General features: G+C 57.7%; 24 protein-coding genes and 7 pseudogenes. 18 read left to right on the top strand and 13 right to left on the bottom strand.

Annotation, left to right across the window (positions count from 1 at the left end; genetic code table 11):
• Positions 1-299 precede the first annotated feature (299 nt).
• Positions 300-1160: a broad-spectrum class A beta-lactamase TEM-1 gene (locus PI91_RS24005; RefSeq protein ID WP_000027057.1), complete on the top strand. Its 861-nt coding sequence runs from the start codon at positions 300-302 to the stop codon at positions 1158-1160.
• A gap of 281 nt (positions 1161-1441) precedes the next feature.
• Here the strand turns inward: PI91_RS24005 and merR are convergent, their stop codons facing one another.
• Positions 1442-1876 carry an Hg(II)-responsive transcriptional regulator gene (gene merR, locus PI91_RS24000; RefSeq protein WP_039267254.1) on the bottom strand — a complete coding sequence of 145 codons (435 nt, stop codon included), beginning with the start codon at positions 1874-1876 and terminating at the stop codon, positions 1442-1444.
• 71 nt (positions 1877-1947) lie between these two features.
• Between merR and PI91_RS23995 the strand changes: the two genes are divergently transcribed.
• From PI91_RS23995 to PI91_RS23955, 9 genes and pseudogenes are all read left to right on the top strand, one after another.
• On the top strand, positions 1948-2298 hold the full coding sequence (locus tag PI91_RS23995; RefSeq protein WP_001294663.1) for a mercuric transport protein MerT: 351 nt from the start codon (positions 1948-1950) through the stop codon (positions 2296-2298).
• A gap of 13 nt (positions 2299-2311) precedes the next feature.
• A complete protein-coding gene (gene merP / locus PI91_RS23990) occupies positions 2312-2587 on the top strand; it encodes a mercury resistance system periplasmic binding protein MerP (protein ID WP_000732292.1) in 276 nt (91 codons plus the stop codon).
• A gap of 35 nt (positions 2588-2622) precedes the next feature.
• Entirely contained in the window at positions 2623-3045 is a 423-nt protein-coding gene (gene merC / locus PI91_RS23985; RefSeq protein WP_001447540.1) for an organomercurial transporter MerC, read from the top strand.
• 51 nt (positions 3046-3096) lie between these two features.
• Positions 3097-4791 (top strand): mercury(II) reductase, encoded by a 1695-nt coding sequence (gene merA / locus PI91_RS23980; protein WP_000105636.1) that lies wholly within the window; start codon positions 3097-3099, stop codon positions 4789-4791.
• Positions 4792-4808: 17 nt separating this feature from the next.
• On the top strand, positions 4809-5171 hold the full coding sequence (gene merD / locus PI91_RS23975) for a mercury resistance co-regulator MerD (protein ID WP_001277456.1): 363 nt from the start codon (positions 4809-4811) through the stop codon (positions 5169-5171).
• Complete coding sequence (gene merE / locus PI91_RS23970) at positions 5168-5404, top strand: broad-spectrum mercury transporter MerE (RefSeq protein ID WP_000993386.1); 237 nt, start codon at positions 5168-5170, stop codon at positions 5402-5404. The genes merD and merE overlap by 4 nt, the downstream gene beginning before the upstream one ends.
• Positions 5401-6048: pseudogene (locus tag PI91_RS23965) on the top strand (EAL domain-containing protein); the annotation flags it as partial. The gene merE and the pseudogene PI91_RS23965, both read left to right, overlap by 4 nt.
• Before the next feature lie 134 nt (positions 6049-6182).
• A pseudogene (locus PI91_RS23960) lies at positions 6183-7433 on the top strand (transposase family protein); the annotation flags it as partial.
• 64 nt (positions 7434-7497) lie between these two features.
• Complete coding sequence (locus tag PI91_RS23955; protein ID WP_001067855.1) at positions 7498-8202, top strand: IS6-like element IS26 family transposase; 705 nt, start codon at positions 7498-7500, stop codon at positions 8200-8202.
• A 143-nt stretch (positions 8203-8345) separates the two neighbouring features.
• On the opposite strand, the gene PI91_RS23950 is transcribed toward PI91_RS23955, so the two are convergent.
• Entirely contained in the window at positions 8346-8987 is a 642-nt protein-coding gene (locus PI91_RS23950; RefSeq protein ID WP_001011939.1) for a type A-2 chloramphenicol O-acetyltransferase CatII, read from the bottom strand.
• 149 nt (positions 8988-9136) lie between these two features.
• Entirely contained in the window at positions 9137-9637 is a 501-nt protein-coding gene (locus PI91_RS23945; RefSeq protein ID WP_001239317.1) for a hypothetical protein, read from the bottom strand.
• A 79-nt stretch (positions 9638-9716) separates the two neighbouring features.
• Between PI91_RS23945 and PI91_RS23940 the strand changes: the two genes are divergently transcribed.
• Positions 9717-10421, top strand: coding sequence for an IS6-like element IS26 family transposase (locus PI91_RS23940; RefSeq protein WP_001067855.1), 705 nt, complete (start codon positions 9717-9719; stop codon positions 10419-10421).
• 52 nt (positions 10422-10473) lie between these two features.
• Positions 10474-11229, top strand: a pseudogene (locus tag PI91_RS23935) (IS110-like element IS5075 family transposase); the annotation flags it as partial.
• A gap of 253 nt (positions 11230-11482) precedes the next feature.
• Here the strand turns inward: PI91_RS23935 and PI91_RS26540 are convergent.
• A pseudogene (locus tag PI91_RS26540) lies at positions 11483-11587 on the bottom strand (Arm DNA-binding domain-containing protein); the annotation flags it as partial.
• A 329-nt stretch (positions 11588-11916) separates the two neighbouring features.
• On the opposite strand from PI91_RS26540, the gene sul2 reads away from it, so the two are divergent.
• From sul2 to PI91_RS23910, 4 genes are all read left to right on the top strand, one after another.
• On the top strand, positions 11917-12732 hold the full coding sequence (sul2, locus tag PI91_RS23925; protein ID WP_001043260.1) for a sulfonamide-resistant dihydropteroate synthase Sul2: 816 nt from the start codon (positions 11917-11919) through the stop codon (positions 12730-12732).
• A 60-nt stretch (positions 12733-12792) separates the two neighbouring features.
• Positions 12793-13596 carry an aminoglycoside O-phosphotransferase APH(3'')-Ib gene (aph(3'')-Ib, locus tag PI91_RS23920; protein ID WP_001082319.1) on the top strand — a complete coding sequence of 268 codons (804 nt, stop codon included), beginning with the start codon at positions 12793-12795 and terminating at the stop codon, positions 13594-13596.
• Positions 13596-14432, top strand: a complete 837-nt coding sequence (locus PI91_RS23915; protein WP_000480968.1) for an aminoglycoside O-phosphotransferase APH(6)-Id — start codon at positions 13596-13598, stop codon at positions 14430-14432. The genes aph(3'')-Ib and PI91_RS23915 overlap by 1 nt, the downstream gene beginning before the upstream one ends.
• 305 nt (positions 14433-14737) lie before the next feature.
• Positions 14738-14980: a transposase gene (locus PI91_RS23910; protein WP_000844627.1), complete on the top strand. Its 243-nt coding sequence runs from the start codon at positions 14738-14740 to the stop codon at positions 14978-14980.
• Positions 14981-15011: 31 nt separating this feature from the next.
• Here the strand turns inward: PI91_RS23910 and tetR(A) are convergent, their stop codons facing one another.
• Positions 15012-15662, bottom strand: coding sequence for a tetracycline resistance transcriptional repressor TetR(A) (gene tetR(A), locus PI91_RS23905; RefSeq protein ID WP_000164043.1), 651 nt, complete (start codon positions 15660-15662; stop codon positions 15012-15014).
• Between the two features lie 105 nt (positions 15663-15767).
• On the opposite strand from tetR(A), the gene tet(A) reads away from it, so the two are divergent.
• Positions 15768-16967 carry a tetracycline efflux MFS transporter Tet(A) gene (gene tet(A), locus PI91_RS23900; protein WP_000804063.1) on the top strand — a complete coding sequence of 400 codons (1200 nt, stop codon included), beginning with the start codon at positions 15768-15770 and terminating at the stop codon, positions 16965-16967.
• Here the strand turns inward: tet(A) and PI91_RS25940 are convergent.
• From PI91_RS25940 to PI91_RS23865, 8 genes and pseudogenes are all read right to left on the bottom strand, one after another.
• Positions 16913-17122 (bottom strand): annotated as a pseudogene (locus PI91_RS25940) (IS91 family transposase); the annotation flags it as partial. The gene tet(A) and the pseudogene PI91_RS25940 sit on opposite strands and share 55 nt — an antisense overlap.
• A 111-nt stretch (positions 17123-17233) precedes the next feature.
• A complete protein-coding gene (locus PI91_RS23895; protein WP_001255015.1) occupies positions 17234-17539 on the bottom strand; it encodes a LysR family transcriptional regulator in 306 nt (101 codons plus the stop codon).
• A 27-nt stretch (positions 17540-17566) separates the two neighbouring features.
• Positions 17567-18781 (bottom strand): annotated as a pseudogene (gene floR, locus PI91_RS23890) (chloramphenicol/florfenicol efflux MFS transporter FloR).
• A gap of 216 nt (positions 18782-18997) precedes the next feature.
• Positions 18998-19882, bottom strand: coding sequence for a DUF3363 domain-containing protein (locus tag PI91_RS26535; RefSeq protein WP_001447541.1), 885 nt, complete (start codon positions 19880-19882; stop codon positions 18998-19000).
• A gap of 30 nt (positions 19883-19912) precedes the next feature.
• A complete protein-coding gene (locus PI91_RS23880) occupies positions 19913-21406 on the bottom strand; it encodes an IS91-like element ISVsa3 family transposase (protein WP_001120888.1) in 1494 nt (497 codons plus the stop codon).
• Between the two features lie 210 nt (positions 21407-21616).
• Positions 21617-21841, bottom strand: coding sequence for a hypothetical protein (locus tag PI91_RS23875; protein WP_000743213.1), 225 nt, complete (start codon positions 21839-21841; stop codon positions 21617-21619).
• Positions 21838-22575, bottom strand: a complete 738-nt coding sequence (locus PI91_RS23870) for a recombinase family protein (protein WP_001446887.1) — start codon at positions 22573-22575, stop codon at positions 21838-21840. The genes PI91_RS23875 and PI91_RS23870 overlap by 4 nt, the downstream gene beginning before the upstream one ends.
• Before the next feature lie 631 nt (positions 22576-23206).
• Positions 23207-23911, bottom strand: coding sequence for an IS6-like element IS26 family transposase (locus PI91_RS23865; RefSeq protein ID WP_001067855.1), 705 nt, complete (start codon positions 23909-23911; stop codon positions 23207-23209).
• A gap of 64 nt (positions 23912-23975) precedes the next feature.
• Here PI91_RS23865 and PI91_RS23860 point away from each other — a divergent pair.
• Positions 23976-26183: pseudogene (locus PI91_RS23860) on the top strand (Tn3-like element Tn5403 family transposase); the annotation flags it as partial.
• Positions 26184-26692 lie beyond the last annotated feature (509 nt).

Raw genomic sequence — 26692 nt, 5'->3', positions numbered from 1 at the left:
TTGCAGATGGCAGAATTGAAATAAGTCATTGTTTTAAATGGATTTTTGCAGGAATTGCTACGTTGCAGGGTCCTGTAGTTAGGATGACACTTTATTTTCCTCCCACAGGCCTCGTGATACGCCTATTTTTATAGGTTAATGTCATGATAATAATGGTTTCTTAGACGTCAGGTGGCACTTTTCGGGGAAATGTGCGCGGAACCCCTATTTGTTTATTTTTCTAAATACATTCAAATATGTATCCGCTCATGAGACAATAACCCTGGTAAATGCTTCAATAATATTGAAAAAGGAAGAGTATGAGTATTCAACATTTTCGTGTCGCCCTTATTCCCTTTTTTGCGGCATTTTGCCTTCCTGTTTTTGCTCACCCAGAAACGCTGGTGAAAGTAAAAGATGCTGAAGATCAGTTGGGTGCACGAGTGGGTTACATCGAACTGGATCTCAACAGCGGTAAGATTCTTGAGAGTTTTCGCCCCGAAGAACGTTTTCCAATGATGAGCACTTTTAAAGTTCTGCTATGTGGTGCGGTATTATCCCGTGTTGACGCCGGGCAAGAGCAACTCGGTCGCCGCATACACTATTCTCAGAATGACTTGGTTGAGTACTCACCAGTCACAGAAAAGCATCTTACGGATGGCATGACAGTAAGAGAATTATGCAGTGCTGCCATAACCATGAGTGATAACACTGCTGCCAACTTACTTCTGACAACGATCGGAGGACCGAAGGAGCTAACCGCTTTTTTGCACAACATGGGGGATCATGTAACTCGCCTTGATCGTTGGGAACCGGAGCTGAATGAAGCCATACCAAACGACGAGCGTGACACCACGATGCCTGCAGCAATGGCAACAACGTTGCGCAAACTATTAACTGGCGAACTACTTACTCTAGCTTCCCGGCAACAATTAATAGACTGGATGGAGGCGGATAAAGTTGCAGGACCACTTCTGCGCTCGGCCCTTCCGGCTGGCTGGTTTATTGCTGATAAATCTGGAGCCGGTGAGCGTGGGTCTCGCGGTATCATTGCAGCACTGGGGCCAGATGGTAAGCCCTCCCGTATCGTAGTTATCTACACGACGGGGAGTCAGGCAACTATGGATGAACGAAATAGACAGATCGCTGAGATAGGTGCCTCACTGATTAAGCATTGGTAACTGTCAGACCAAGTTTACTCATATATACTTTAGATTGATTTAAAACTTCATTTTTAATTTAAAAGGATCTAGGTGAAGATCCTTTTTGATAATCTCATGACCAAAATCCCTTAACGTGAGTTTTCGTTCCACTGAGCGTCAGACCCCTTATCTGAACATAAAACACTATCAATAAGTTGGAGTCATTACTCCCCGGACGAGTGGGAATCCATGGTAGGGATTTTTACCGAAATGGAAGAACACTATTAGGGGGCACCTCAGAAAACGGAAAATAAAGCACGCTAAGGCATAGCTGACCTTGCCAGGCCTGCTTCGCCCTGTAGTGACGCGATCAACGGGCAGGAAACATTCCCCTTTCGTGCATGGCAGGCGCACACGAGTTCAGACAGCACGGTTTCCATGCGCGCCAAGTCGGCCATCTTCTCGCGCACGTCCTTGAGCTTGTGTTCGGCCAGGCTGCTGGCCTCCTCGCAGTGGGTGCCATCGTCGAGCTGCAACAGCTCGGCAATCTCGTCCAGACTGAACCCCAGCCGCTGTGCCGATTTCACGAATTTCACCCGAACCACGTCCGCCTCCCCATAGCGGCGGATGCTGCCGTAAGGCTTGTCCGGTTCCCGCAACAGGCCCTTGCGCTGATAGAAGCGGATTGTCTCCACGTTGACCCCGGCCGCCTTGGCAAAAACGCCAATGGTCAGGTTTTCCAAATTATTTTCCATATCGCTTGACTCCGTACATGAGTACGGAAGTAAGGTTACGCTATCCAATCCAAATTCAAAAGGGCCAACGTATGTCTGAACCACAAAACGGGCGCGGTGCGCTCTTCGCCGGCGGGCTGGCCGCCATTCTTGCATCGACCTGCTGCCTGGGGCCGCTAGTACTGGTCGCCCTGGGCTTCTCCGGTGCTTGGATCGGCAACCTGACGGTGCTGGAACCCTATCGACCGTTGTTCATCGGCGCGGCGCTAGTGGCGCTGTTCTTCGCCTGGAAGCGGATTTACCGGCCCGTGCAGGCATGCAAGCCAGGTGAGGTCTGCGCGATTCCGCAGGTGCGCGCCACCTACAAGCTGATTTTCTGGATCGTGGCCGTGCTGGTCCTGGTCGCGCTTGGATTTCCCTATGTCGTTCCATTTTTCTATTAACCAGGAGTTCATCATGAAGAAACTGTTTGCCTCCCTTGCCCTCGCCGCCGCTGTTGCCCCGGTGTGGGCCGCTACCCAGACCGTCACGCTAGCGGTTCCCGGCATGACTTGCGCCGCCTGCCCGATCACAGTCAAGAAAGCGCTCTCCAAGGTCGAAGGCGTGAGCAAGGTCGATGTGGGCTTCGAGAAGCGCGAGGCCGTCGTCACTTTTGACGACACCAAGGCCAGCGTACAGAAGCTGACCAAGGCCACCGCAGACGCCGGCTATCCGTCCAGCGTCAAGCAGTGAGCCAGCAAGCCAACGACAACAGCGAGAGCCGCTTCATGGGACTGATGACACGCATTGCCGATAAAACCGGCGCGCTCGGCAGCGTCGTTTCCGCGATGGGCTGCGCCGCCTGCTTTCCAGCCCTCGCCAGCTTCGGCGCGGCCATCGGGCTGGGCTTCTTGAGCCAGTACGAGGGACTGTTCATCAGCCGCCTGCTGCCGCTGTTTGCCGCGCTGGCCTTCCTGGCGAACGCGCTGGGTTGGTTCAGTCATCGGCAATGGCTGCGCAGTCTGCTCGGCATGATCGGCCCGGCCATCGTGTTTGCGGCCACGGTCTGGCTGCTCGGCAACTGGTGGACGGCGAACCTGATGTACGTCGGCCTGGCCTTGATGATTGGGGTGTCGATCTGGGACTTCGTGTCGCCGGCGCATCGCCGTTGCGGACTGGACGGCTGCGAACTCCCCGCCAAGCGCTTGTGAAAGACGGCTGACCGTGCGACACGGCGGCCCACACGAATAAGGAACGATGGTATGAGCACTCTCAAAATCACCGGCATGACTTGCGACTCGTGCGCAGTGCATGTCAAGGACGCCCTGGAGAAAGTGCCCGGCGTGCAATCAGCGGATGTCTCCTACGCCAAGGGCAGCGCCAAGCTCGCCATTGAGGTCGGCACGTCACCCGACGCGCTGACGGCCGCTGTAGCTGGACTCGGTTATCGGGCCACGCTGGCCGATGCCCCCTCAGTTTCGACGCCGGGCGGATTGCTCGACAAGATGCGCGATCTGCTGGGCAGAAACGACAAGACGGGTAGCAGCGGCGCATTGCATATCGCCGTCATCGGCAGCGGCGGGGCCGCGATGGCAGCGGCGCTGAAGGCCGTCGAGCAAGGCGCACGTGTCACGCTGATCGAGCGCGGCACCATCGGCGGCACCTGCGTCAATGTCGGTTGTGTGCCGTCCAAGATCATGATCCGCGCCGCCCATATCGCCCATCTGCGCCGGGAAAGCCCGTTCGATGGCGGCATCGCCGCTACCACGCCGACCATCCAGCGCACGGCGCTGCTGGCCCAGCAGCAGGCCCGCGTCGATGAACTGCGCCACGCCAAGTACGAAGGCATCTTGGAGGGCAATCCGGCGATCACTGTGCTGCACGGCTCCGCCCGCTTTAAGGACAATCGCAACCTGATCGTGCAACTCAACGACGGCGGCGAGCGCGTGGTGGCATTCGACCGCTGCCTGATCGCCACCGGCGCGAGCCCGGCCGTGCCGCCGATTCCCGGCCTGAAAGACACTCCGTACTGGACTTCCACTGAAGCGCTGGTCAGCGAGACGATTCCTAAGCGCCTGGCCGTGATTGGCTCATCAGTGGTGGCGCTGGAGCTGGCGCAGGCGTTCGCCCGACTCGGAGCGAAGGTGACGATCCTGGCTCGCAGCACGCTGTTCTTCCGCGAAGACCCAGCTATAGGCGAAGCCGTCACGGCCGCATTCCGCATGGAGGGCATCGAGGTGAGGGAACACACCCAGGCCAGCCAGGTCGCGTATATCAATGGTGAAGGGGACGGCGAATTCGTGCTCACCACGGCGCACGGCGAACTGCGCGCCGACAAGCTGCTGGTCGCCACCGGCCGCGCGCCCAACACACGCAAGCTGGCACTGGATGCGACGGGCGTCACGCTCACCCCGCAAGGCGCTATCGTCATCGACCCCGGCATGCGTACAAGCGTGGAACACATCTACGCCGCAGGCGACTGCACCGACCAGCCGCAGTTCGTCTATGTGGCGGCAGCGGCCGGCACTCGCGCCGCGATCAACATGACCGGCGGTGACGCGGCCCTGAACCTGACCGCGATGCCGGCCGTGGTGTTCACCGACCCGCAAGTGGCGACCGTAGGCTACAGCGAGGCGGAAGCGCACCATGACGGCATCAAAACTGATAGTCGCACGCTAACGCTGGACAACGTGCCGCGCGCGCTCGCCAACTTCGACACGCGCGGCTTCATCAAACTGGTGGTTGAAGAAGGCAGCGGACGACTGATCGGCGTGCAGGCAGTGGCCCCGGAAGCGGGCGAACTGATCCAGACGGCCGCACTGGCGATTCGCAACCGGATGACGGTGCAGGAACTGGCCGACCAGTTGTTCCCCTACCTGACGATGGTCGAAGGGTTGAAGCTCGCGGCGCAGACCTTCAACAAGGATGTGAAGCAGCTTTCCTGCTGCGCCGGGTGAGGACAAGGAGGTGTGCGATGAGCGCCTACACGGTATCGCAACTGGCCCATAACGCTGGGGTGAGCGTACATATCGTGCGCGACTACCTGGTGCGCGGCTTGTTACGGCCGGTGGCCTGCACCACGGGCGGCTACGGCGTGTTCGACGATGCGGCCTTGCAACGGCTGTGCTTCGTGCGCGCGGCCTTCGAGGCGGGTATCGGCCTGGATGCCCTGGCGCGGCTGTGCCGTGCGCTCGACGCAGCGGACGGCGCACAAGCCGCAGCGCAGCTTGCCGTGCTGCGCCAGTTGGTCGAGCGGCGGCGCGCGGCGTTGGCCCATCTGGACGCGCAACTGGCCTCCATGCCAGCCGAGCGGGCGCACGAGGAGGCATTGCCGTGAACGCCCCTGACAAACTGCCGCCCGAGACGCGCCAACCCGTTTCCGGCTACCTGTGGGGTGCGCTGGCCGTGTTGACCTGCCCCTGCCATCTGCCGATTCTCGCCGCCGTGCTGGCCGGGACGACCGCCGGTGCCTTCCTTGGCGAGCATTGGGGTGTTGCCGCGCTCGCGCTGACCGGCTTGTTCGTTCTGGCCGTAACGCGGCTGCTGCGCGCCTTCCGGGGCGGATCATGACGAGTTCGCAGCCCGCCGGATGGACGGCGGCCGAGTTGGCGCAGGCGGCGGCGCGCGGACAGCTTGACCTGCATTACCAGCCGCTGGTCGATCTGCGCGATCACCGGATCGCTGGCGCGGAAGCGTTGATGCGCTGGCGGCATCCGAGGCTTGGCCTGTTGCCGCCCGGCCAGTTCCTGCCGCTGGCCGAGTCGTTCGGCCTGATGCCGGAAATAGGCGCGTGGGTGCTGGGCGAGGCCTGTCGCCAGATGCACAAGTGGCAAGGACCGGCATGGCAACCGTTCCGTCTTGCCATCAATGTGTCCGCCAGCCAGGTTGGGCCAACGTTCGACGACGAGGTAAAGCGGGTGCTGGCCGATATGGCCCTGCCCGCCGAGCTTCTGGAGATCGAACTGACCGAATCGGTCGCATTCGGCAATCCAGCCCTGTTCGCCAGTTTCGACGCCTTGCGCGCCATCGGCGTGCGCTTCGCCGCCGACGACTTCGGCACCGGCTATTCCTGCCTGCAACATCTGAAATGCTGCCCCATCACCACATTGAAAATCGACCAATCCTTTGTCGCCAGGCTCCCGGATGATGCCCGTGACCAAACTATCGTGCGGGCGGTGATCCAGCTCGCGCACGGGCTGGGCATGGATGTCATTTTCAGAAGACGACTGCACCAGTTGATTGGGCGTAATGGCTGTTGTGCAGCCAGCTCCTGACAGTTCAATATCAGAAGTGATCTGCACCAATCTCGACTATGCTCAATACTCGTGTGCACCAAAGCGAGGTGAGCATGGCGACGGACACCCCACGGATTCCAGAACAAGGCGTGGCCACTCTGCCTGATGAGGCTTGGGAGCGTGCGCGCCGTCGTGCGGAGATCATCAGTCCGTTGGCGCAGTCGGAGACGGTCGGGCACGAAGCGGCCGATATGGCGGCTCAGGCGCTGGGCTTGTCCTCGGCCCAGGTATACGTTCTGATCCGGCGTGCCCGGCAAGGCAGCGGCCTCGTGACGGATCTGGTGCCCGGCCAGTCCGGTGGAGGTAAAGGTAAGGGGCGCTTGCCGGAACCGGTCGAGCGCGTCATCCACGAGCTACTGCAAAAGCGGTTCCTGACCAAGCAGAAGCGCAGCCTAGCGGCCTTTCACCGCGAAGTCACTCAGGTGTGCAAGGCTCAAAAACTGCGAGTGCCGGCGCGCAATACCGTGGCCTTACGGATCGCTAGCCTTGACCCGCGCAAGGTCATCCGCCGGCGGGAAGGCCAGGATGCCGCTCGTGACCTACAAGGTGTGGGCGGCGAGCCTCCTGCCGTGACCGCGCCGCTGGAGCAGGTGCAGATAGACCATACGGTCATCGACCTGATCGTGGTCGATGACCGCGACCGGCAACCTATTGGCCGCCCGTACCTGACCCTCGCCATCGACGTGTTCACCCGCTGCGTGCTCGGCATGGTCGTCACGCTGGAAGCGCCGTCTGCCGTTTCGGTTGGCCTGTGCCTCGTGCATGTCGCCTGCGACAAGCGCCCTTGGCTGGAAGGACTGAACGTGGAAATGGATTGGCAGATGAGCGGCAAGCCCTTGCTGCTCTACCTAGACAACGCGGCCGAGTTCAAGAGCGAGGCCCTGCGCCGGGGTTGCGAGCAGCATGGCATCCGGCTGGACTATCGCCCGCTGGGACAGCCGCACTATGGCGGCATCGTGGAACGGATCATCGGCACGGCGATGCAGATGATTCACGACGAACTGCCGGGAACGACCTTCTCCAACCCTGACCAGCGCGGCGACTACGATTCCGAAAACAAGGCCGCCCTGACGCTGCGCGAGCTAGAGCGCTGGCTCACATTGGCGGTCGGCACCTACCACGGTTCGGTGCACAACGGCCTGCTCCAACCGCCGGCCGCGCGCTGGGCCGAGGCCGTGGCGCGTGTCGGCGTACCGGCCGTCGTCACACGCGCTACTTCGTTCCTGGTCGATTTTCTGCCGATCCTCCGGCGCACGCTGACCCGCACCGGCTTTGTCATCGACCACATCCACTACTACGCCGATGGGCACTGTTGCAAATAGTCGGTGGTGATAAACTTATCATCCCCTTTTGCTGATGGAGCTGCACATGAACCCATTCAAAGGCCGGCATTTTCAGCGTGACATCATTCTGTGGGCCGTACGCTGGTACTGCAAATACGGCATCAGTTACCGTGAGCTGCAGGAGATGCTGGCTGAACGCGGAGTGAATGTCGATCACTCCACGATTTACCGCTGGGTTCAGCGTTATGCGCCTGAAATGGAAAAACGGCTGCGCTGGTACTGGCGTAACCCTTCCGATCTTTGCCCGTGGCACATGGATGAAACCTACGTGAAGGTCAATGGCCGCTGGGCGTATCTGTACCGGGCCGTCGACAGCCGGGGCCGCACTGTCGATTTTTATCTCTCCTCCCGTCGTAACAGCAAAGCTGCATACCGGTTTCTGGGTAAAATCCTCAACAACGTGAAGAAGTGGCAGATCCCGCGATTCATCAACACGGATAAAGCGCCCGCCTATGGTCGCGCGCTTGCTCTGCTCAAACGCGAAGGCCGGTGCCCGTCTGACGTTGAACACCGACAGATTAAGTACCGGAACAACGTGATTGAATGCGATCATGGCAAACTGAAACGGATAATCGGCGCCACGCTGGGATTTAAATCCATGAAGACGGCTTACGCCACCATCAAAGGTATTGAGGTGATGCGTGCACTACGCAAAGGCCAGGCCTCAGCATTTTATTATGGTGATCCCCTGGGCGAAATGCGCCTGGTAAGCAGAGTTTTTGAAATGTAAGGCCTTTGAATAAGACAAAAGGCTGCCTCATCGCTAACTTTGCAACAGTGCCTTCTGAAACGAAATTACAGATTACGGTTAAAATATAAAAAAAAGCCACCAATCCTGCCGGATACGGTGGCTTAAATACAGAATTAATTAATTTATTTCAGTATGTTATCACACATCAGCTGAAGTGTATTGATAAACCTTGCTGCATGAAAACCATCACAGACTGCATGATGAACCTGTACAGAAACAGGTAATAGTACGCGGTCACCTTCCTGCTGAAACTTTGCCATTGTAAAAACCGGGGAAAAATAATCATCATTTCCGGTGATATTCAGATTAAATCCGTCAAAACTCACCCAGGGTAACGATGATATATTCAGGTGATTCTCCGGTAAATTTCCCTGCGGAAACAACCTGGTATCATGCTGATATTCTGCTGTTACCGCGTTATAACCCGCCATAAACTCACTGAGATCCGGAAAATAACGGCAGGACAGTGCGGAGAATGTTTCGGTTTCTTTATGAAAGACAGTAAAGACCGGGTCTGACTGTTCCCAGTAAATCAGTTCATTATCTTTCATTGCCATCCGGAACTCCGGAAACTGATTAACAGCCCGGGAGATCAGGTAAATCATCAGCGGATAAAACTTATAACCGGTTTTCGCCAGTGCAGTACGCAAAGCGGTAATATCGAGTTTGGTGGTCAGGCTGAATCCGCATTTAATCTGCTGACGATAAAGGGCAAAATGTTCCCTGCGATTCCAGGTATTCAGGTCAATCCGGGTAAAATTCATGGTTATTCCTTCTGATTAATAGTGAAAAATATTAATAATCAGAAGGCAGTCTGGTTGTCTCAATGGGTAACATTCCGTCCTCCGTAAGCTGTCTGGTATTCAGTAATAATACCCGATACGGGCTTAATCTGTATTAAGCCCGGTTTTATTTATTCCGGCCACTCATCCGCAAATACATAGCGGATCAGTTCTGCGGATTCACGGGGCGGTGCTCTCAGCACATCCGCCATTAAATCAATTTCCATCTGACAGGTTTGCAGCTTGTCTTCCGCCAGCACATACGGATCATCCGTCAGGAAACTATCGCCGTATTTATCCACCGACCCCTGTATTTGTGCCGAAAATAATGACTGAATTTCATCAGCGGAATAATGCGCAACCGGAGCCCCTTCACCGGCTGAATTCACCAGATCCAGCAACGCTCTGTTACCGATAATAAAGTCACGGTACCCGGCGGAAGCCTTTTTCATATCCGGCGGGCCAGACACTTCCGGATGCAGCACACGAAAGCAGAAGTCACCGGAGGTATCCTGCGCCAGTGCTTTCTGCAAAAATTCCAGCCGCATTTTCCCGTAATTAATCACCGCGTCATCCCCCGCGAGATAAAGCAGTTTTTTAATATTTTCGGTGGCCCACTGTTGCAGGCGCATATAGTACTCTAAACAGGGCACTGTTGCAAATAGTCGGTGGTGATAAACTTATCATCCCCTTTTGCTGATGGAGCTGCACATGAACCCATTCAAAGGCCGGCATTTTCAGCGTGACATCATTCTGTGGGCCGTACGCTGGTACTGCAAATACGGCATCAGTTACCGTGAGCTGCAGGAGATGCTGGCTGAACGCGGAGTGAATGTCGATCACTCCACGATTTACCGCTGGGTTCAGCGTTATGCGCCTGAAATGGAAAAACGGCTGCGCTGGTACTGGCGTAACCCTTCCGATCTTTGCCCGTGGCACATGGATGAAACCTACGTGAAGGTCAATGGCCGCTGGGCGTATCTGTACCGGGCCGTCGACAGCCGGGGCCGCACTGTCGATTTTTATCTCTCCTCCCGTCGTAACAGCAAAGCTGCATACCGGTTTCTGGGTAAAATCCTCAACAACGTGAAGAAGTGGCAGATCCCGCGATTCATCAACACGGATAAAGCGCCCGCCTATGGTCGCGCGCTTGCTCTGCTCAAACGCGAAGGCCGGTGCCCGTCTGACGTTGAACACCGACAGATTAAGTACCGGAACAACGTGATTGAATGCGATCATGGCAAACTGAAACGGATAATCGGCGCCACGCTGGGATTTAAATCCATGAAGACGGCTTACGCCACCATCAAAGGTATTGAGGTGATGCGTGCACTACGCAAAGGCCAGGCCTCAGCATTTTATTATGGTGATCCCCTGGGCGAAATGCGCCTGGTAAGCAGAGTTTTTGAAATGTAAGGCCTTTGAATAAGACAAAAGGCTGCCTCATCGCTAACTTTGCAACAGTGCCGTTAAAAGCAACAAAAATGACTTCGTTGATGCTGAAGCTATCTGTGAAGCAGCATCACGTCCATCTATGCGTTTCGTGCAGCCTAGAACCGAATCTCAGCAGGCAATGCGAGCTCTGCATCGTGTCCGTGAATCCCTGGTTCAGGATAAGGTGAAAACAACTAATCAGATGCATGCTTTTCTGCTGGAATTTGGTATCAGCGTTCCGCGAGGTGCTGCCGTTATTAGTCGACTGAGTACCCTTCTTGAGGACAGTAGTTTGCCTCTTTATCTCAGCCAGTTACTGCTGAAATTACAACAGCATTATCACTATCTTGTTGAGCAGATTAAAGATCTGGAATCTCAGTTGAAACGAAAGTTGGACGAAGATGAGGTTGGACAGCGCTTGCTGAGTATTCCCTGCGTTGGAACGCTGACTGCCAGTACTATTTCAACTGAGATTGGCGACGGGAAGCAGTACGCCAGCAGCCGTGACTTTGCGGCGGCAACAGGGCTGGTACCCCGACAGTACAGCACGGGAGGTCGGACGACATTGTTAGGGATTAGCAAGCGGGGCAACAAAAAGATCCGAACTTTGTTGGTTCAGTGTGCCAGGGTATTCATACAAAAACTGGAACACCAGTCTGGCAAGTTGGCCGACTGGGTCAGGGAGTTGTTGTGTCGGAAAAGCAACTTTGTCGTCACCTGTGCTCTGGCAAACAAGCTGGCCAGAATAGCCTGGGCACTGACGGCGCGACAGCAAACTTACGAAGCATAAAGGCAGAAATACACCAGTTTAAACAATCATTCATCTGGTTTTGCGAATACTGATATTGATGATACTAACGGCCCACCGGCCTGTTGAGGAACCTGTAAAACGGAAAGGCTCATTGAAGCCGTATATTTTCTGGAGGTTCATCAGGCGCGGAACTCATCGAGGCGCGGGAATAAAATCCCATTCAGACGCCGGATAGATTCAAGCAAGCCAACTTGTCGTCAAAATCGGTGTTGCAAAAACGGGAGTGACCATAGATTCCGTTTTCTGAGGCGACCCCCACATAGAGACCTTCCCGGTCATTCACTTTGTAGAGTTTGTCCCTGGGCTTGAGATTGCGCAGCTTGGTATCGGTCAGCATGTACCTTGTCCTTCTTCGTCTCCGATACCCACTCTATTGTAAACAAGACATTTTTATCTTTTATATTCAATGGCTTATTTTCCTGCTAATTGGTAATACCATGAAAAATACCATGCTCAGAAAAGGCTTAACAATATTTTGAAAAATTGCCTACTGAGCGCTGCCGCACAGCTCCATAGGCCGCTTTCCTGGCTTTGCTTCCAGATGTATGCTATTCTGCTCCTGCAGCTAATGGATCACCGCAAACAGGTTACTCGCCTGGGGATTCCCTTTCGACCCGAGCATCCGTATGAGACTCATGCTCGATTATTATTATTATAGAAGCCCCCATGAATAAATCGCTCATCATTTTCGGCATCGTCAACATAACCTCGGACAGTTTCTCCGATGGAGGCCGGTATCTGGCGCCAGACGCAGCCATTGCGCAGGCGCGTAAGCTGATGGCCGAGGGGGCAGATGTGATCGACCTCGGTCCGGCATCCAGCAATCCCGACGCCGCGCCTGTTTCGTCCGACACAGAAATCGCGCGTATCGCGCCGGTGCTGGACGCGCTCAAGGCAGATGGCATTCCCGTCTCGCTCGACAGTTATCAACCCGCGACGCAAGCCTATGCCTTGTCGCGTGGTGTGGCCTATCTCAATGATATTCGCGGTTTTCCAGACGCTGCGTTCTATCCGCAATTGGCGAAATCATCTGCCAAACTCGTCGTTATGCATTCGGTGCAAGACGGGCAGGCAGATCGGCGCGAGGCACCCGCTGGCGACATCATGGATCACATTGCGGCGTTCTTTGACGCGCGCATCGCGGCGCTGACGGGTGCCGGTATCAAACGCAACCGCCTTGTCCTTGATCCCGGCATGGGGTTTTTTCTGGGGGCTGCTCCCGAAACCTCGCTCTCGGTGCTGGCGCGGTTCGATGAATTGCGGCTGCGCTTCGATTTGCCGGTGCTTCTGTCTGTTTCGCGCAAATCCTTTCTGCGCGCGCTCACAGGCCGTGGTCCGGGGGATGTCGGGGCCGCGACACTCGCTGCAGAGCTTGCCGCCGCCGCAGGTGGAGCTGACTTCATCCGCACACACGAGCCGCGCCCCTTGCGCGACGGGCTGGCGGTATTGGCGGCGCTGAAAGAAACCGCAAGAATTCGTTAACTGCACATTCGGGATATTTCTCTATATTCGCGCTTCATCAGAAAACTGAAGGAACCTCCATTGAATCGAACTAATATTTTTTTTGGTGAATCGCATTCTGACTGGTTGCCTGTCAGAGGCGGAGAATCTGGTGATTTTGTTTTTCGACGTGGTGACGGGCATGCCTTCGCGAAAATCGCACCTGCTTCCCGCCGCGGTGAGCTCGCTGGAGAGCGTGACCGCCTCATTTGGCTCAAAGGTCGAGGTGTGGCTTGCCCCGAGGTCATCAACTGGCAGGAGGAACAGGAGGGTGCATGCTTGGTGATAACGGCAATTCCGGGAGTACCGGCGGCTGATCTGTCTGGAGCGGATTTGCTCAAAGCGTGGCCGTCAATGGGGCAGCAACTTGGCGCTGTTCACAGCCTATCGGTTGATCAATGTCCGTTTGAGCGCAGGCTGTCGCGAATGTTCGGACGCGCCGTTGATGTGGTGTCCCGCAATGCCGTCAATCCCGACTTCTTACCGGACGAGGACAAGAGTACGCCGCAGCTCGATCTTTTGGCTCGTGTCGAACGAGAGCTACCGGTGCGGCTCGACCAAGAGCGCACCGATATGGTTGTTTGCCATGGTGATCCCTGCATGCCGAACTTCATGGTGGACCCTAAAACTCTTCAATGCACGGGTCTGATCGACCTTGGGCGGCTCGGAACAGCAGATCGCTATGCCGATTTGGCACTCATGATTGCTAACGCCGAAGAGAACTGGGCAGCGCCAGATGAAGCAGAGCGCGCCTTCGCTGTCCTATTCAATGTATTGGGGATCGAAGCCCCCGACCGCGAACGCCTTGCCTTCTATCTGCGATTGGACCCTCTGACTTGGGGTTGATGTTCATGCCGCCTGTTTTTCCTGCTCATTGGCACGTTTCGCAACCTGTTCTCATTGCGGACACCTTTTCCAGCCTCGTTTGGAAAGTTTCATTGCCAGACGGGACTCCTGCAATCGTCAAGGGATTGAAACCTATAGAAGACATTGCTGATGAACTGCGCGGGGCCGACTATCTGGTATGGCGCAATGGGAGGGGAGCAGTCCGGTTGCTCGGTCGTGAGAACAATCTGATGTTGCTCGAATATGCCGGGGAGCGAATGCTCTCTCACATCGTTGCCGAGCACGGCGACTACCAGGCGACCGAAATTGCAGCGGAACTAATGGCGAAGCTGTATGCCGCATCTGAGGAACCCCTGCCTTCTGCCCTTCTCCCGATCCGGGATCGCTTTGCAGCTTTGTTTCAGCGGGCGCGCGATGATCAAAACGCAGGTTGTCAAACTGACTACGTCCACGCGGCGATTATAGCCGATCAAATGATGAGCAATGCCTCGGAACTGCGTGGGCTACATGGCGATCTGCATCATGAAAACATCATGTTCTCCAGTCGCGGCTGGCTGGTGATAGATCCCGTCGGTCTGGTCGGTGAAGTGGGCTTTGGCGCCGCCAATATGTTCTACGATCCGGCTGACAGAGACGACCTTTGTCTCGATCCTAGACGCATTGCACAGATGGCGGACGCATTCTCTCGTGCGCTGGACGTCGATCCGCGTCGCCTGCTCGACCAGGCGTACGCTTATGGGTGCCTTTCCGCAGCTTGGAACGCGGATGGAGAAGAGGAGCAACGCGATCTAGCTATCGCGGCCGCGATCAAGCAGGTGCGACAGACGTCATACTAGATATCAAGCGACTTCTCCTATCCCCTGGGAACACATCAATCTCACCGGAGAATATCGCTGGCCAAAGCCTTAGCGTAGGATTCCGCCCCTTCCCGCAAACGACCCCTGGAAGCCCCGTAGCGACGCGGAGAGGGGCGAGACAAGCCAAGGGCGCAGGCTCGATGCGCAGCACGACATAGCCGGTTCTCGCAAGGACGAGAATTTCCCTGCGGTGCCCCTCAAGTGTCAATGAAAGTTTCCAACGCGAGCCATTCGCGAGAGCCTTGAGTCCACGCTAGATCTATCTCATCTGCGCAAGGCAGAACGTGAAGACGGCCGCCCTGGACCTCGCCCGCGAGCGCCAGGCGCACGAGGCCGGCGCGCGGACCCGCGCCACGGCCCACGAGCGGACGCCGCAGCAGGAGCGCCAGAAGGCCGCCAGAGAGGCCGAGCGCGGCCGTGAGGCTTGGACGCTAGGGCAGGGCATGAAAAAGCCCGTAGCGGGCTGCTACGGGCGTCTGACGCGGTGGAAAGGGGGAGGGGATGTTGTCTACATGGCTCTGCTGTAGTGAGTGGGTTGCGCTCCGGCAGCGGTCCTGATCAATCGTCACCCTTTCTCGGTCCTTCAACGTTCCTGACAACGAGCCTCCTTTTCGCCAATCCATCGACAATCACCGCGAGTCCCTGCTCGAACGCTGCGTCCGGACCGGCTTCGTCGAAGGCGTCTATCGCGGCCCGCAACAGCGGCGAGAGCGGAGCCTGTTCAACGGTGCCGCCGCGCTCGCCGGCATCGCTGTCGCCGGCCTGCTCCTCAAGCACGGCCCCAACAGTGAAGTAGCTGATTGTCATCAGCGCATTGACGGCGTCCCCGGCCGAAAAACCCGCCTCGCAGAGGAAGCGAAGCTGCGCGTCGGCCGTTTCCATCTGCGGTGCGCCCGGTCGCGTGCCGGCATGGATGCGCGCGCCATCGCGGTAGGCGAGCAGCGCCTGCCTGAAGCTGCGGGCATTCCCGATCAGAAATGAGCGCCAGTCGTCGTCGGCTCTCGGCACCGAATGCGTATGATTCTCCGCCAGCATGGCTTCGGCCAGTGCGTCGAGCAGCGCCCGCTTGTTCCTGAAGTGCCAGTAAAGCGCCGGCTGCTGAACCCCCAACCGTTCCGCCAGTTTGCGTGTCGTCAGACCGTCTACGCCGACCTCGTTCAACAGGTCCAGGGCGGCACGGATCACTGTATTCGGCTGCAACTTTGTCATGCTTGACACTTTATCACTGATAAACATAATATGTCCACCAACTTATCAGTGATAAAGAATCCGCGCGTTCAATCGGACCAGCGGAGGCTGGTCCGGAGGCCAGACGTGAAACCCAACAGACCCCTGATCGTAATTCTGAGCACTGTCGCGCTCGACGCTGTCGGCATCGGCCTGATTATGCCGGTGCTGCCGGGCCTCCTGCGCGATCTGGTTCACTCGAACGACGTCACCGCCCACTATGGCATTCTGCTGGCGCTGTATGCGTTGATGCAATTTGCCTGCGCACCTGTGCTGGGCGCGCTGTCGGATCGTTTCGGGCGGCGGCCGGTCTTGCTCGTCTCGCTGGCCGGCGCTGCTGTCGACTACGCCATCATGGCGACGGCGCCTTTCCTTTGGGTTCTCTATATCGGGCGGATCGTGGCCGGCATCACCGGGGCGACTGGGGCGGTAGCCGGCGCTTATATTGCCGATATCACTGATGGCGATGAGCGCGCGCGGCACTTCGGCTTCATGAGCGCCTGTTTCGGGTTCGGGATGGTCGCGGGACCTGTGCTCGGTGGGCTGATGGGCGGTTTCTCCCCCCACGCTCCGTTCTTCGCCGCGGCAGCCTTGAACGGCCTCAATTTCCTGACGGGCTGTTTCCTTTTGCCGGAGTCGCACAAAGGCGAACGCCGGCCGTTACGCCGGGAGGCTCTCAACCCGCTCGCTTCGTTCCGGTGGGCCCGGGGCATGACCGTCGTCGCCGCCCTGATGGCGGTCTTCTTCATCATGCAACTTGTCGGACAGGTGCCGGCCGCGCTTTGGGTCATTTTCGGCGAGGATCGCTTTCACTGGGACGCGACCACGATCGGCATTTCGCTTGCCGCATTTGGCATTCTGCATTCACTCGCCCAGGCAATGATCACCGGCCCTGTAGCCGCCCGGCTCGGCGAAAGGCGGGCACTCATGCTCGGAATGATTGCCGACGGCACAGGCTACATCCTGCTTGCCTTCGCGACACGGGGATGGATGGCGTTCCCGATCATGGTCCTGCTTGCTTCGGGTGGCATCGGAATGCCGGCGCTGCAAGCAATGTTGTCCAGGCAGGTGGATGAGGAACGTCAGGGGCAGCTGCAAGGCTCACTGGCGGCGCTCACCAGCCTGACCTCGATCGTCGGACCCCTCCTCTTCACGGCGATCTATGCGGCTTCTATAACAACGTGGAACGGGTGGGCATGGATTGCAGGCGCTGCCCTCTACTTGCTCTGCCTGCCGGCGCTGCGTCGCGGGCTTTGGAGAAATTCTTCAAATTCCCGTTGCACATAGCCCGGCAATTCCTTTCCCTGCTCTGCCATAAGCGCAGCGAATGCCGGGTAATACTCGTCAACGATCTGATAGAGAAGGGTTTGCTCGGGTCGGTGGCTCTGGTAACGACCAGTATCCCGATCCCGGCTGGCCGTCCTGGCCGCCACATGAGGCATGTTCCGCGTCCTTGCAATACTGTGTTTACATACAGTCTATCGCTTAGCGGAAAGTTCTTTTACCCTCAGCCGAAATGCCTGCCGTTGCTAGACATTGCCAGCCAGTGCCCGTCACTCCGCGGTCTTCACTGCGTGATCGAGTTGATCGACACCCGCCGTGACACGCTCCATGAAGTGCCTGCCTGCGTCTGTTAGCCGAACGCCCCGCGCATGGCGCTCAAATAGCAGGACACCAAGGTTATCCTCCAGCGCTTTCACACGCGCGCTGACGCTCGACTGGCTGATACCAAGTGCCTTGGCCGCATGCCGAAAATTCAGATGCTCGGCGACGGCGATGAACTGAACAAGGGAAATGAGCGGTATCCTGCCAGACAGGATACCGACATTCACGAGGTTTCGATGGTTAGTGCGCCGCATCGGAGCGGGCCTGCTACCAGTCGTCGGTTAGACGACTGGCGACTTCTCGGTGGCAGCCCCACGGAGCCGAAGGAGCACCAGCCCCAACGAAACCAGTACCGCCATCGCCGTGGCGTAACAGATCACGGGCCACGCTGTGTCACCGTTTAAAAGTGCCACCGCCAATGTCCCGACAATGCTGACTATCAGGCTTTGAACGCAGAAGTAGAACGCGACCGCTGATCCCGCGATGTCGTCGAACTCTGCCAAAGCGCCGTTCGCGGTAACGGACACCGTGAAGACAATACCGACCGCGACAACCCACATCGGTAGGATGAAGGTGAGGAATGACGGCGAGCCGTAAAGTTCGCCGATCCCCAACAGGACCGCTCCGCAAACAAGCAACGCCATCCCACGCGCCACGCATCCTGCGATGCCCCATCTGGCGACAAAGGACTTCGCGAAACGGGGTTGTCACGATCATTACAAGCGCGACAGTGGCGAAGGCAAAGCTGAATCCGATCTCGGAATATTCCGCTTGGCCTATGAGCACACGGGAGCCGTCGAGAAGAAGACGAAGTAGGTGCCCATACCGGCGCTAAAGCCGACAGTGTAAACCCAAAAAGCCGGACTCGCGAAGATCGGCAAGACAGATCGGCGCGTCTTGACTTGATCCAGAGGGCGGGTTTCGTGCCACCTGAAACCCGCATTTAGGAGTGCGAGCATCGCCAGTATAGCCAAAGTAATGAATATCGCCTGCCATCCCAAGAACTCGCCGATCAATACTCCGGCGATAGGGCCGAGCGCAGGCACGAACGCCAGCATCGAACTGAAAAGGCCGTAGATGACGACACCCTCAGGACGGTTGGCATAAACGTCGCGAACCGTCGCGAACGTCGCCACCAGCATGGCCGACGCGCCCACTGCTTGAAGTAGACGGAAAGCGACAAAGGCCGGTGCAGTTGAAGACCAAGCTGCTCCCAGAGACGCAATGACGAAAGCCGTTGCGCCCGCAAGTAGAATTGGCCGTCGCCCGATTCTGTCTGAGAGCGGACCAAAAATCACCTGGCCCACGCCGAGCATCACCATATAGAGGCTCAACGTGAGTTGGATCATAGCGGGCGTCGTGTTCAGGATGCCGGGCATCGCTGGAACGACAGGGAGATAAATATCCATCGCCAGTGAAGCGAGGATGTCGAAAGGAGCCATCAGCAGCAGTGCTGCCGGCAGCGTATAGGCCCACGCGGGGCGTGTGGTGGTCATGACGAATCAACCCTCGATTAAGGAATACCGGGCGACGTCTGCTCGTCAGCAATCAGATGAGACTAGCCTTACAGAGCGCCGCAACAACAATACTGGTTGTTGCGGCTTACTTGTCTGCTGACTTGGAATTTCCCATCTGATTACTCCACGCTTACGAATATGAATTGCTACATTTTATCCGATTATCTTTTGCTTCGCAATGCGGCATGGGCGCACTCAGCGTTCCAGCCCCCTCTGCCGCCCTAACTGCCACGACACCGACCCGCCCTGCACGATGCCCATAACCTCGCGGCCGAGTTGGCGGTCGATGATCGGCCGCCACGGGACAAGGGTGAACTCATGGGATTTCTCGACCACGGCGAACTTGCCGCTCGATAGATGCACGGTTCCGGTAAACTTGCCGCTGACGCTCTCGCCGTCCGTGGCGGCGCGGAACGGCAGGCCCTTACTCAAAGCCATATCCGATCCGACGCCGGCTACCTCGCGCTCCCGCAGGATGGCGAGAAGGTTGCGCCGGTAGAAGACGCGGCTGTCCCGGCTGCGGGTGGCGTCGCCCTGTTCGATATGGTGCTCGCGGCGCTGGTCCATGGCTTCGCGGACTTGTTGCCCGAAGCCGGTTGGCGCAAGGTCGGCCGTCTCGCCGTGGATCAGCCGCCGGTCCAGCCAGGTCGCGCCGTCCGATCCGATCTGTTTGTTCAGATCGACCGGGGAAAGGACGCGAACGCTGGCCTGACTGTCTCGGCCGGCGTCATGGGCGGCGGCACGGCTGACCAGATCATCGGGGATGCGCCATTGGTCGGCGTCGATCCGCTCGACGATACCGGCCCGGCGTAGCGCCTCCAGCCGGCGCACATGGGCATCGACATAGCCCTCATAGTCGCCGCCTGGAACGCGGCACGTATAGGAAGAATAAACGCCCTTTTCACCCAAGTCCAACAGCTTTGGACCGCAGTTGACTCTTTCGACACCCCTGCGATGCAACCCAATCCGGCTGACGGGGAGCCAGCAACGCTGAAAATTTACCCTCCTCTTTCCCACTAGCGGCTCCTTTTCCGACAACCAGCACGGCGGATCCCTGCCGCGGCGCTGTGAACGCAGCATTTTGATTGGTATCGTTGGCCTTCAGGCTCGTCAGTCAAACAGACCCAGGAGCAGCTCAGCCGGTGGCGCCCGGCTTTCGGGTAACGCCCTGGTCCCGCTGGTTTCGGCTTTGTGCTTCAGGTGATCAAGGATCTGCTTGATCACTATAGGGTCTTCAATGCAGGCGATGACTTTCATGGCGCCGCCGCAGCCGCTGCAGGTCTCGATGTCGATATTGAAAACACGCTTGAGCCGTTGCGCCCATGTCATCGACGCTCGCCGTTGTGCTGGTGTTGCCGGTTCATCAGCCACCCTGACCTTGTTGCCCCTGCCCCGTTTTGCCGGCGTGACCAACGCCCGGTGCCGACTGTTGGGTGCGAACACCCCGTGGAAGCGGGTTAGGTTGACTCTGGGCTTCGGTACCAGGGCGGCCAGCCTTGCAATGAAATCCAATGGTTCGAAAATGACGTGCGTGGTGCCGTCCCGGTACGGCGTCTTGAGCTGGTAGCGCACGTTGCCGCCTCGTGTTAACGACAGCCGCTTCTCGGATACCGCCGGGCGGCTGATGTACCGGCACAGCCGTTCGAGCTTCTTGCGTTCATCGGCCCTGGCCGCCACGCCGGCGTGCAGGCTGGACCCGGCTACCTTGCCAATCCCGTCACCGAACGGATCACCACTGGTCGGCAGAGTTTGCAAAGTGAACACCTTTCGCCCCGCCTGTGAACCGACAGCGATACGGTAAGTGATCGAGTGCCCCAGCAGGGGTGTCATCGGGTCGTCATCCACCGCATCCGAGGCCAGATAGCTGTTTTCGACATCCCGTTCCAGCAGGCCTTGCCGTTCCAGATAGCGACCCACCCGGTGGGCGATGGTGTGCGTCAGCTGGGTGAGCTCTGGGCTGGTCGGCGCCTTGACCCAGCGGAAACGCGCTGAGCCGTGGGATTGCTCGACATACACACCGTCGAGAAACAGCATGTGGAAGTGAACATTCAGATTGAGCGCCGATCCAAAACGCTGGATCAGGGTGACCGCGCCCGTCTTGGCCACTTGGTGGGTATGGCCCGCTTTCTTGACCAGGTGCGTGGCAATGACGCGGTAAACGATGCCCAGCACCCACCCCATGATCTCGGGCCGGCTGGCAAACAGGAAACGCAGCTGAAACGGGAAGCTCAACACCCACTGACGCATGGGTTGTTCAGGCAGTACTTCATCAACCAGCAAGGCGGCACTTTCGGCCATCCGCCGCGCCCCACAGCTCGGGCAGAAACCGCGACGCTTACAGCTGAAAGCGACCAGGTGCTCGGCGTGGCAAGACTCGCAGCGAACCCGTAGAAAGCCATGCTCCAGCCGCCCGCATTGGAGAAATTCTTCAAATTCCCGTTGCACATAGCCCGGCAATTCCTTTCCCTGCTCTGCCATAAGCGCAGCGAATGCCGGGTAATACTCGTCAACGATCTGATAGAGAAGGGTTTGCTCGGGTCGGTGGCTCTGGTAACGACCAGTATCCCGATCCCGGCTGGCCGTCCTGGCCGCCACATGAGGCATGTTCCGCGTCCTTGCAATACTGTGTTTACATACAGTCTATCGCTTAGCGGAAAGTTCTTTTACCCTCAGCCGAAATGCCTGCCGTTGCTAGACATTGCCAGCCAGTGCCCGTCACTCCCACTCGATTGTAAACAAGCACACAAAACCCTTTAGTGACAACAATTTGCAAGAACTATCAGGCTCAGTGCCATGAAAAATACCATGACCAGATCATGAGGTTGAACACGGCTTGCGCCGGCAGCGTTCACGCTCCTGGTCGGCGATCTCGCCCGGCTGCAATGCTAGCTCAGCATCGGTCATGCGCTCCAGCACGTCGCGTAGGCGGATGGTGCAAGGAATGGGCGGCAGCTCGAACTCATAGCCGCCGGCGATCATTTCGGCCGCAATCTCCTCGGTGATGAAAAACGGCTCGTCGTCTTGGTTCGGCTTCTTCATGCCCTTTCCTCCTGGCGCTCATCCTGGCCGACAGCGGCCAGGGCATCGGCTTCCGTCAATGCGTCCTCCACGAACGCGCCGTGCTGCTTCGCTTCGGCCTGGCTGACCTCGGCCCATATCCGTTTCACCTGGGCCGCACTGTACCCGGCCAGCTCGGCGGTCTTGTTGATGCTGTAGCCGGACTTGCGCAGCGCGACAACTTGGGCGCGGCGCTTCGGATCAGCACGGCGGCCCTTGTACCGCCCGGCCTGGCGGGCCAACTCAATGCCTTGGCGCTGGCGTTCGCGCCTGTCCTCGTAGTCGTCGCGGGCCATCTGCAAGGCCAGGCGAAAAAGCATGATCTGCACGGCTTCCAGCACGATCTTGGCGACGCCCTGGGCCTCGGCCGCTAGGTCGGATAGATCGACCACGCCAGGGACGGCCAGGCTTGCGCCTTTGGCCTGTATCGAGGCCACCAGGCGCTCGGCCTCGGGCAAAGGTAGGCGGCTGATGCGGTCGATCTTCTCGGCAATGACCACCTCGCCGGGCTGTAGGTCGCCGATCATGCGCAGCAGCTCAGGCCGGTCGGCGCGTGCGCCGGATGCCTTCTCACGGTAGATGCCGGCGACGTAGTAGCCGGCGGCCTTCGCGGCCGTAGTGATCGCCTCTTGGCGTTCCAAGTCCTGCGCGTCGGTGCTGACGCGCAGATAGACCCGCGCCACCATCGGCGCGGCTACTGGCTTCGTCCTGCGCATACTTGCGGGCTCCTTTGGGCATACGCAAAGTGTCCGGTCATGCTACCCCCGGCCAAAAAGGCCGTCATGCGATTTATCTTGGCCGGGTCGTTATTGGCGGGTCTAAATGGCCGCTCCGTGGATCTCATCGCCAGAAATGGCGATGCGAGATCCAGGGCAGGGCGGCCGCCATCGTCAGACCTGGCGATGGTCGACGCCGGCGCGCATCGTCGGATGTGGCGATGCGAGCTCGAGGTCGGTGGCCACCGCCGGCGACCTGGTGCCATCGTCGGCAATGGCGATGCTGCAGCTCGACGTGCGCGGCCTGGTCGTCTCGGCATCGTCGGATGCGGCGATGCTCGAGCGAGGCGAAAAAAAACCGCCTCGGGGTGTCCGAGGCGGCAAGTCTGCATGCGGTTCAGGGAGGAAGAAACCGCGCCGGCGATCAGGGAGGAAAACCGCGCGGCCTGATGTGCAGCTCGGCCACTTTAGCCGGATTTTTCGACTTATCCGATGCGAGCGGCCCGCCGTGGGCGCTGCTCGATCTGCTGTTGCTTTTTCTCGACGTGCTTCTGCTCCTGGTGCTGCTGCTCGTCGCGCGGCACTGTTGCAAAGTTAGCGATGAGGCAGCCTTTTGTCTTATTCAAAGGCCTTACATTTCAAAAACTCTGCTTACCAGGCGCATTTCGCCCAGGGGATCACCATAATAAAATGCTGAGGCCTGGCCTTTGCGTAGTGCACGCATCACCTCAATACCTTTGATGGTGGCGTAAGCCGTCTTCATGGATTTAAATCCCAGCGTGGCGCCGATTATCCGTTTCAGTTTGCCATGATCGCATTCAATCACGTTGTTCCGGTACTTAATCTGTCGGTGTTCAACGTCAGACGGGCACCGGCCTTCGCGTTTGAGCAGAGCAAGCGCGCGACCATAGGCGGGCGCTTTATCCGTGTTGATGAATCGCGGGATCTGCCACTTCTTCACGTTGTTGAGGATTTTACCCAGAAACCGGTATGCAGCTTTGCTGTTACGACGGGAGGAGAGATAAAAATCGACAGTGCGGCCCCGGCTGTCGACGGCCCGGTACAGATACGCCCAGCGGCCATTGACCTTCACGTAGGTTTCATCCATGTGCCACGGGCAAAGATCGGAAGGGTTACGCCAGTACCAGCGCAGCCGTTTTTCCATTTCAGGCGCATAACGCTGAACCCAGCGGTAAATCGTGGAGTGATCGACATTCACTCCGCGTTCAGCCAGCATCTCCTGCAGCTCACGGTAACTGATGCCGTATTTGCAGTACCAGCGTACGGCCCACAGAATGATGTCACGCTGAAAATGCCGGCCTTTGAATGGGTTCATGTGCAGCTCCATCAGCAAAAGGGGATGATAAGTTTATCACCACCGACTATTTGCAACAGTGCCCGAATTTCTGCGTACCCTGAATATCAATCATAGTGCTTTGGCCAGCATACCTGCCCATCGCATTGCCCGGCTGCGTCGGCAGGGTGAACGCTACTTCACCGACGGTTTGCGTGACATCACTTCGGACCGCCGCTGGGCGATCCTTGCCGTCTGTGTTGTGGAGTGGGAAGCGGCGATTGCTGATGCCATAGTCGAAACCCATGACAGGATCGTAGGAAAAACCTGGCGGGAAGCGAAGCGCCAGCATGACGAAACAATTTCCGGCTCTAAAGCCACACTCACGGATACGATCCGTACCTTCACCGCGCTGGGAACTTCGTTGCTTGAGGCCCGCAGTGACGGAACCCCGCTGGAGATGGCTGTCGCCAGTTCGGTTGCATGGGACCGGCTCGCTCAACTGGTAGCGACAGGGACTCAACTCAGCAACACGCTAGCCGATGAGCCTCTTGCATATGTCGGGCAGGGATACCATCGCTTTCGTCGTTATGCGCCCCGCATGTTGCGCTGTCTGAAGCTCGAAGCCGCGCCGGTCGCCGGACCATTGGTAGCAGCAGCTTTGTCGATCGGAGAGATGAAAGGTGTTGCATCGCCAGAAAGGCGTTTCCTGCGGCCCAGCTCCAAATGGAACCGTCATTTACGAGCTCAGGAAAAAGGAGATACCCGTCTTTGGGAAGTGGCGGTACTCTTTCACCTCCGGGATGCTTTTCGTTCCGGAGATGTCTGGCTCGCTCATTCGCGCCGCTATGGTGACCTCAAGCAGGTACTGGTGCCGATGATCGCGGCGCAGGAAAATGCAAAACTGGCCGTGCCTTCCAACCCACAGGATTGGCTGGCAGACAGAAAGGCGCGACTCACGATCGCTCTTAAGCGGCTGGCCCGGGCTGCCCGTAACGGCACTATTCCGCACGGTAGCATAGAAGATGGAACGTTGCGGATCGACAGGTTGACAGCAGACGTGCCGGATGGTGCCGAGGCACTCATACTGGATCTGTATCGCCGAATGCCGTCCGTTCGGATTACCGACATGCTGCTTGAAGTTGATGCAGCCCTTGGTTTCACAGATGCGTTTACCCATCTGAGAACCGGGGCTCCATGTCGCGACCGGATCGGTCTGCTCAACGTCCTGCTCGCTGAAGGGCTCAATCTGGGCCTGCGTAAGATGGCGGAAGCTACAAACACGCATGATTACTGGCAGCTCTCACGCCTTGCCCGCTGGCATGTTGAAAGCGAAGCCATGAACCAGGCATTGGCAATTGTGGTGGCCGCGCAGGGTAAACTGCCGATGTCACGCGTCTGGGGGATGGGCACGTCAGCATCGAGCGATGGTCAGTTTTTCCCGACAGCGCGGCATGGCGAAGCCATGAACATGGTCAATGCCAAATATGGTTCTGTTCCCGGCCTCAAAGCGTATACTCACGTAAGCGACCAGTTCGCGCCATTCGCTTGTCAGTCGATCCCGGCGACCGTGAGCGAGGCACCGTATATTCTCGATGGACTACTGATGAACGAGGTCGGTCGCCATGTTCGCGAACAGTATGCCGATACAGCAGGATTCACCGACCATTTGTTCGGAGCCAGTAGCCTGCTCGGCTACAATCTCGTTCTGCGAATCAGGGATCTGCCATCGAAGCGGTTGTACGTATTTAATCCCGATACGACCCCCAGGGAGTTACGCAAGTTGGTAGGTGGAAAAGCCCGGGAGGATCTTATCGTTGCGAACTGGCCTGATATTTTCCGTTGTGCCGCGACGATGACCGCTGGCAAAATCAGGCCCAGCCAACTCCTGCGCAAGCTCGCTTCTTACCCACGACAAAACAACCTTGCAGTTGCGCTTCGTGAAGTTGGTCGTATTGAACGGACCCTTTTCATTATTGAGTGGATCCTGGATACGGACATGCAGCGGCGTGCTCAGATCGGTCTTAACAAGGGAGAGGCCCACCATGCGCTCAAAAATGCGCTCCGTATCGGGAGGCAGGGGGAAATTCGCGATCGCACGACAGAGGGGCAGCACTACCGAATCGCTGGGCTCAATTTATTGACTGCGGTGATCATTTACTGGAATACCGTCCATCTTGGTCATGCCGTCACGGAGCGGCGGAACGAAGGGTTGGATGTTCCCCCTGAATTTCTTCCCCACATATCCCCATTGGGCTGGGCGCACATTCTACTGACTGGCGAATATCTTTGGCCCAAGGAACCGAAAGCTTAGGGTGTCATTTCGCCCTCAGCCGGAACCGACCCCTAATACGGAATACAGGAGCAGAGAGCATTCAGCCCCCTCCCTGCTCTAGCACACCAGGCCATCATGCTGATGACTGAACCGCCATGGTCTTACCCGGTGACCTGCAATCCTGCAGGCATCAACATACCGCAGTCAAGACAGGGCACAATGCAGGCATACTGGCCGTGCATCCCACTGTGCGTTTTTCCTGGAAGCTCAGCAAATCATCCCGTTAACCGCGAAAGTCATTCACCATCTGTGGCCAACACCTTTCTGCCATCCGGCTCCCGTTTCCTAATCGCATTTAGCAGTGTGAAGCTGGCGCCGGGTTATACAGACAGCTGCAGTCTCATCCTGCCGGGCTAAACCTGCAGTACACAGGGGAACGGATACCGTCAGGTAACATGACCGTCTCAGCACCCGATTGAGATTTTCATAAGGTGTATAGAGCTTTACTGAAAAATTGACTGTGGCATGTTATCACCCATGGAATGGTT

It is taken from the genome of Enterobacter sp. FB (assembly GCF_000805795.1).
GTDB classification, from domain to species: Bacteria; Pseudomonadota; Gammaproteobacteria; order Enterobacterales; family Enterobacteriaceae; genus Enterobacter; species Enterobacter roggenkampii.
This window is presented reverse-complemented; position numbering and strand designations above follow the sequence as displayed.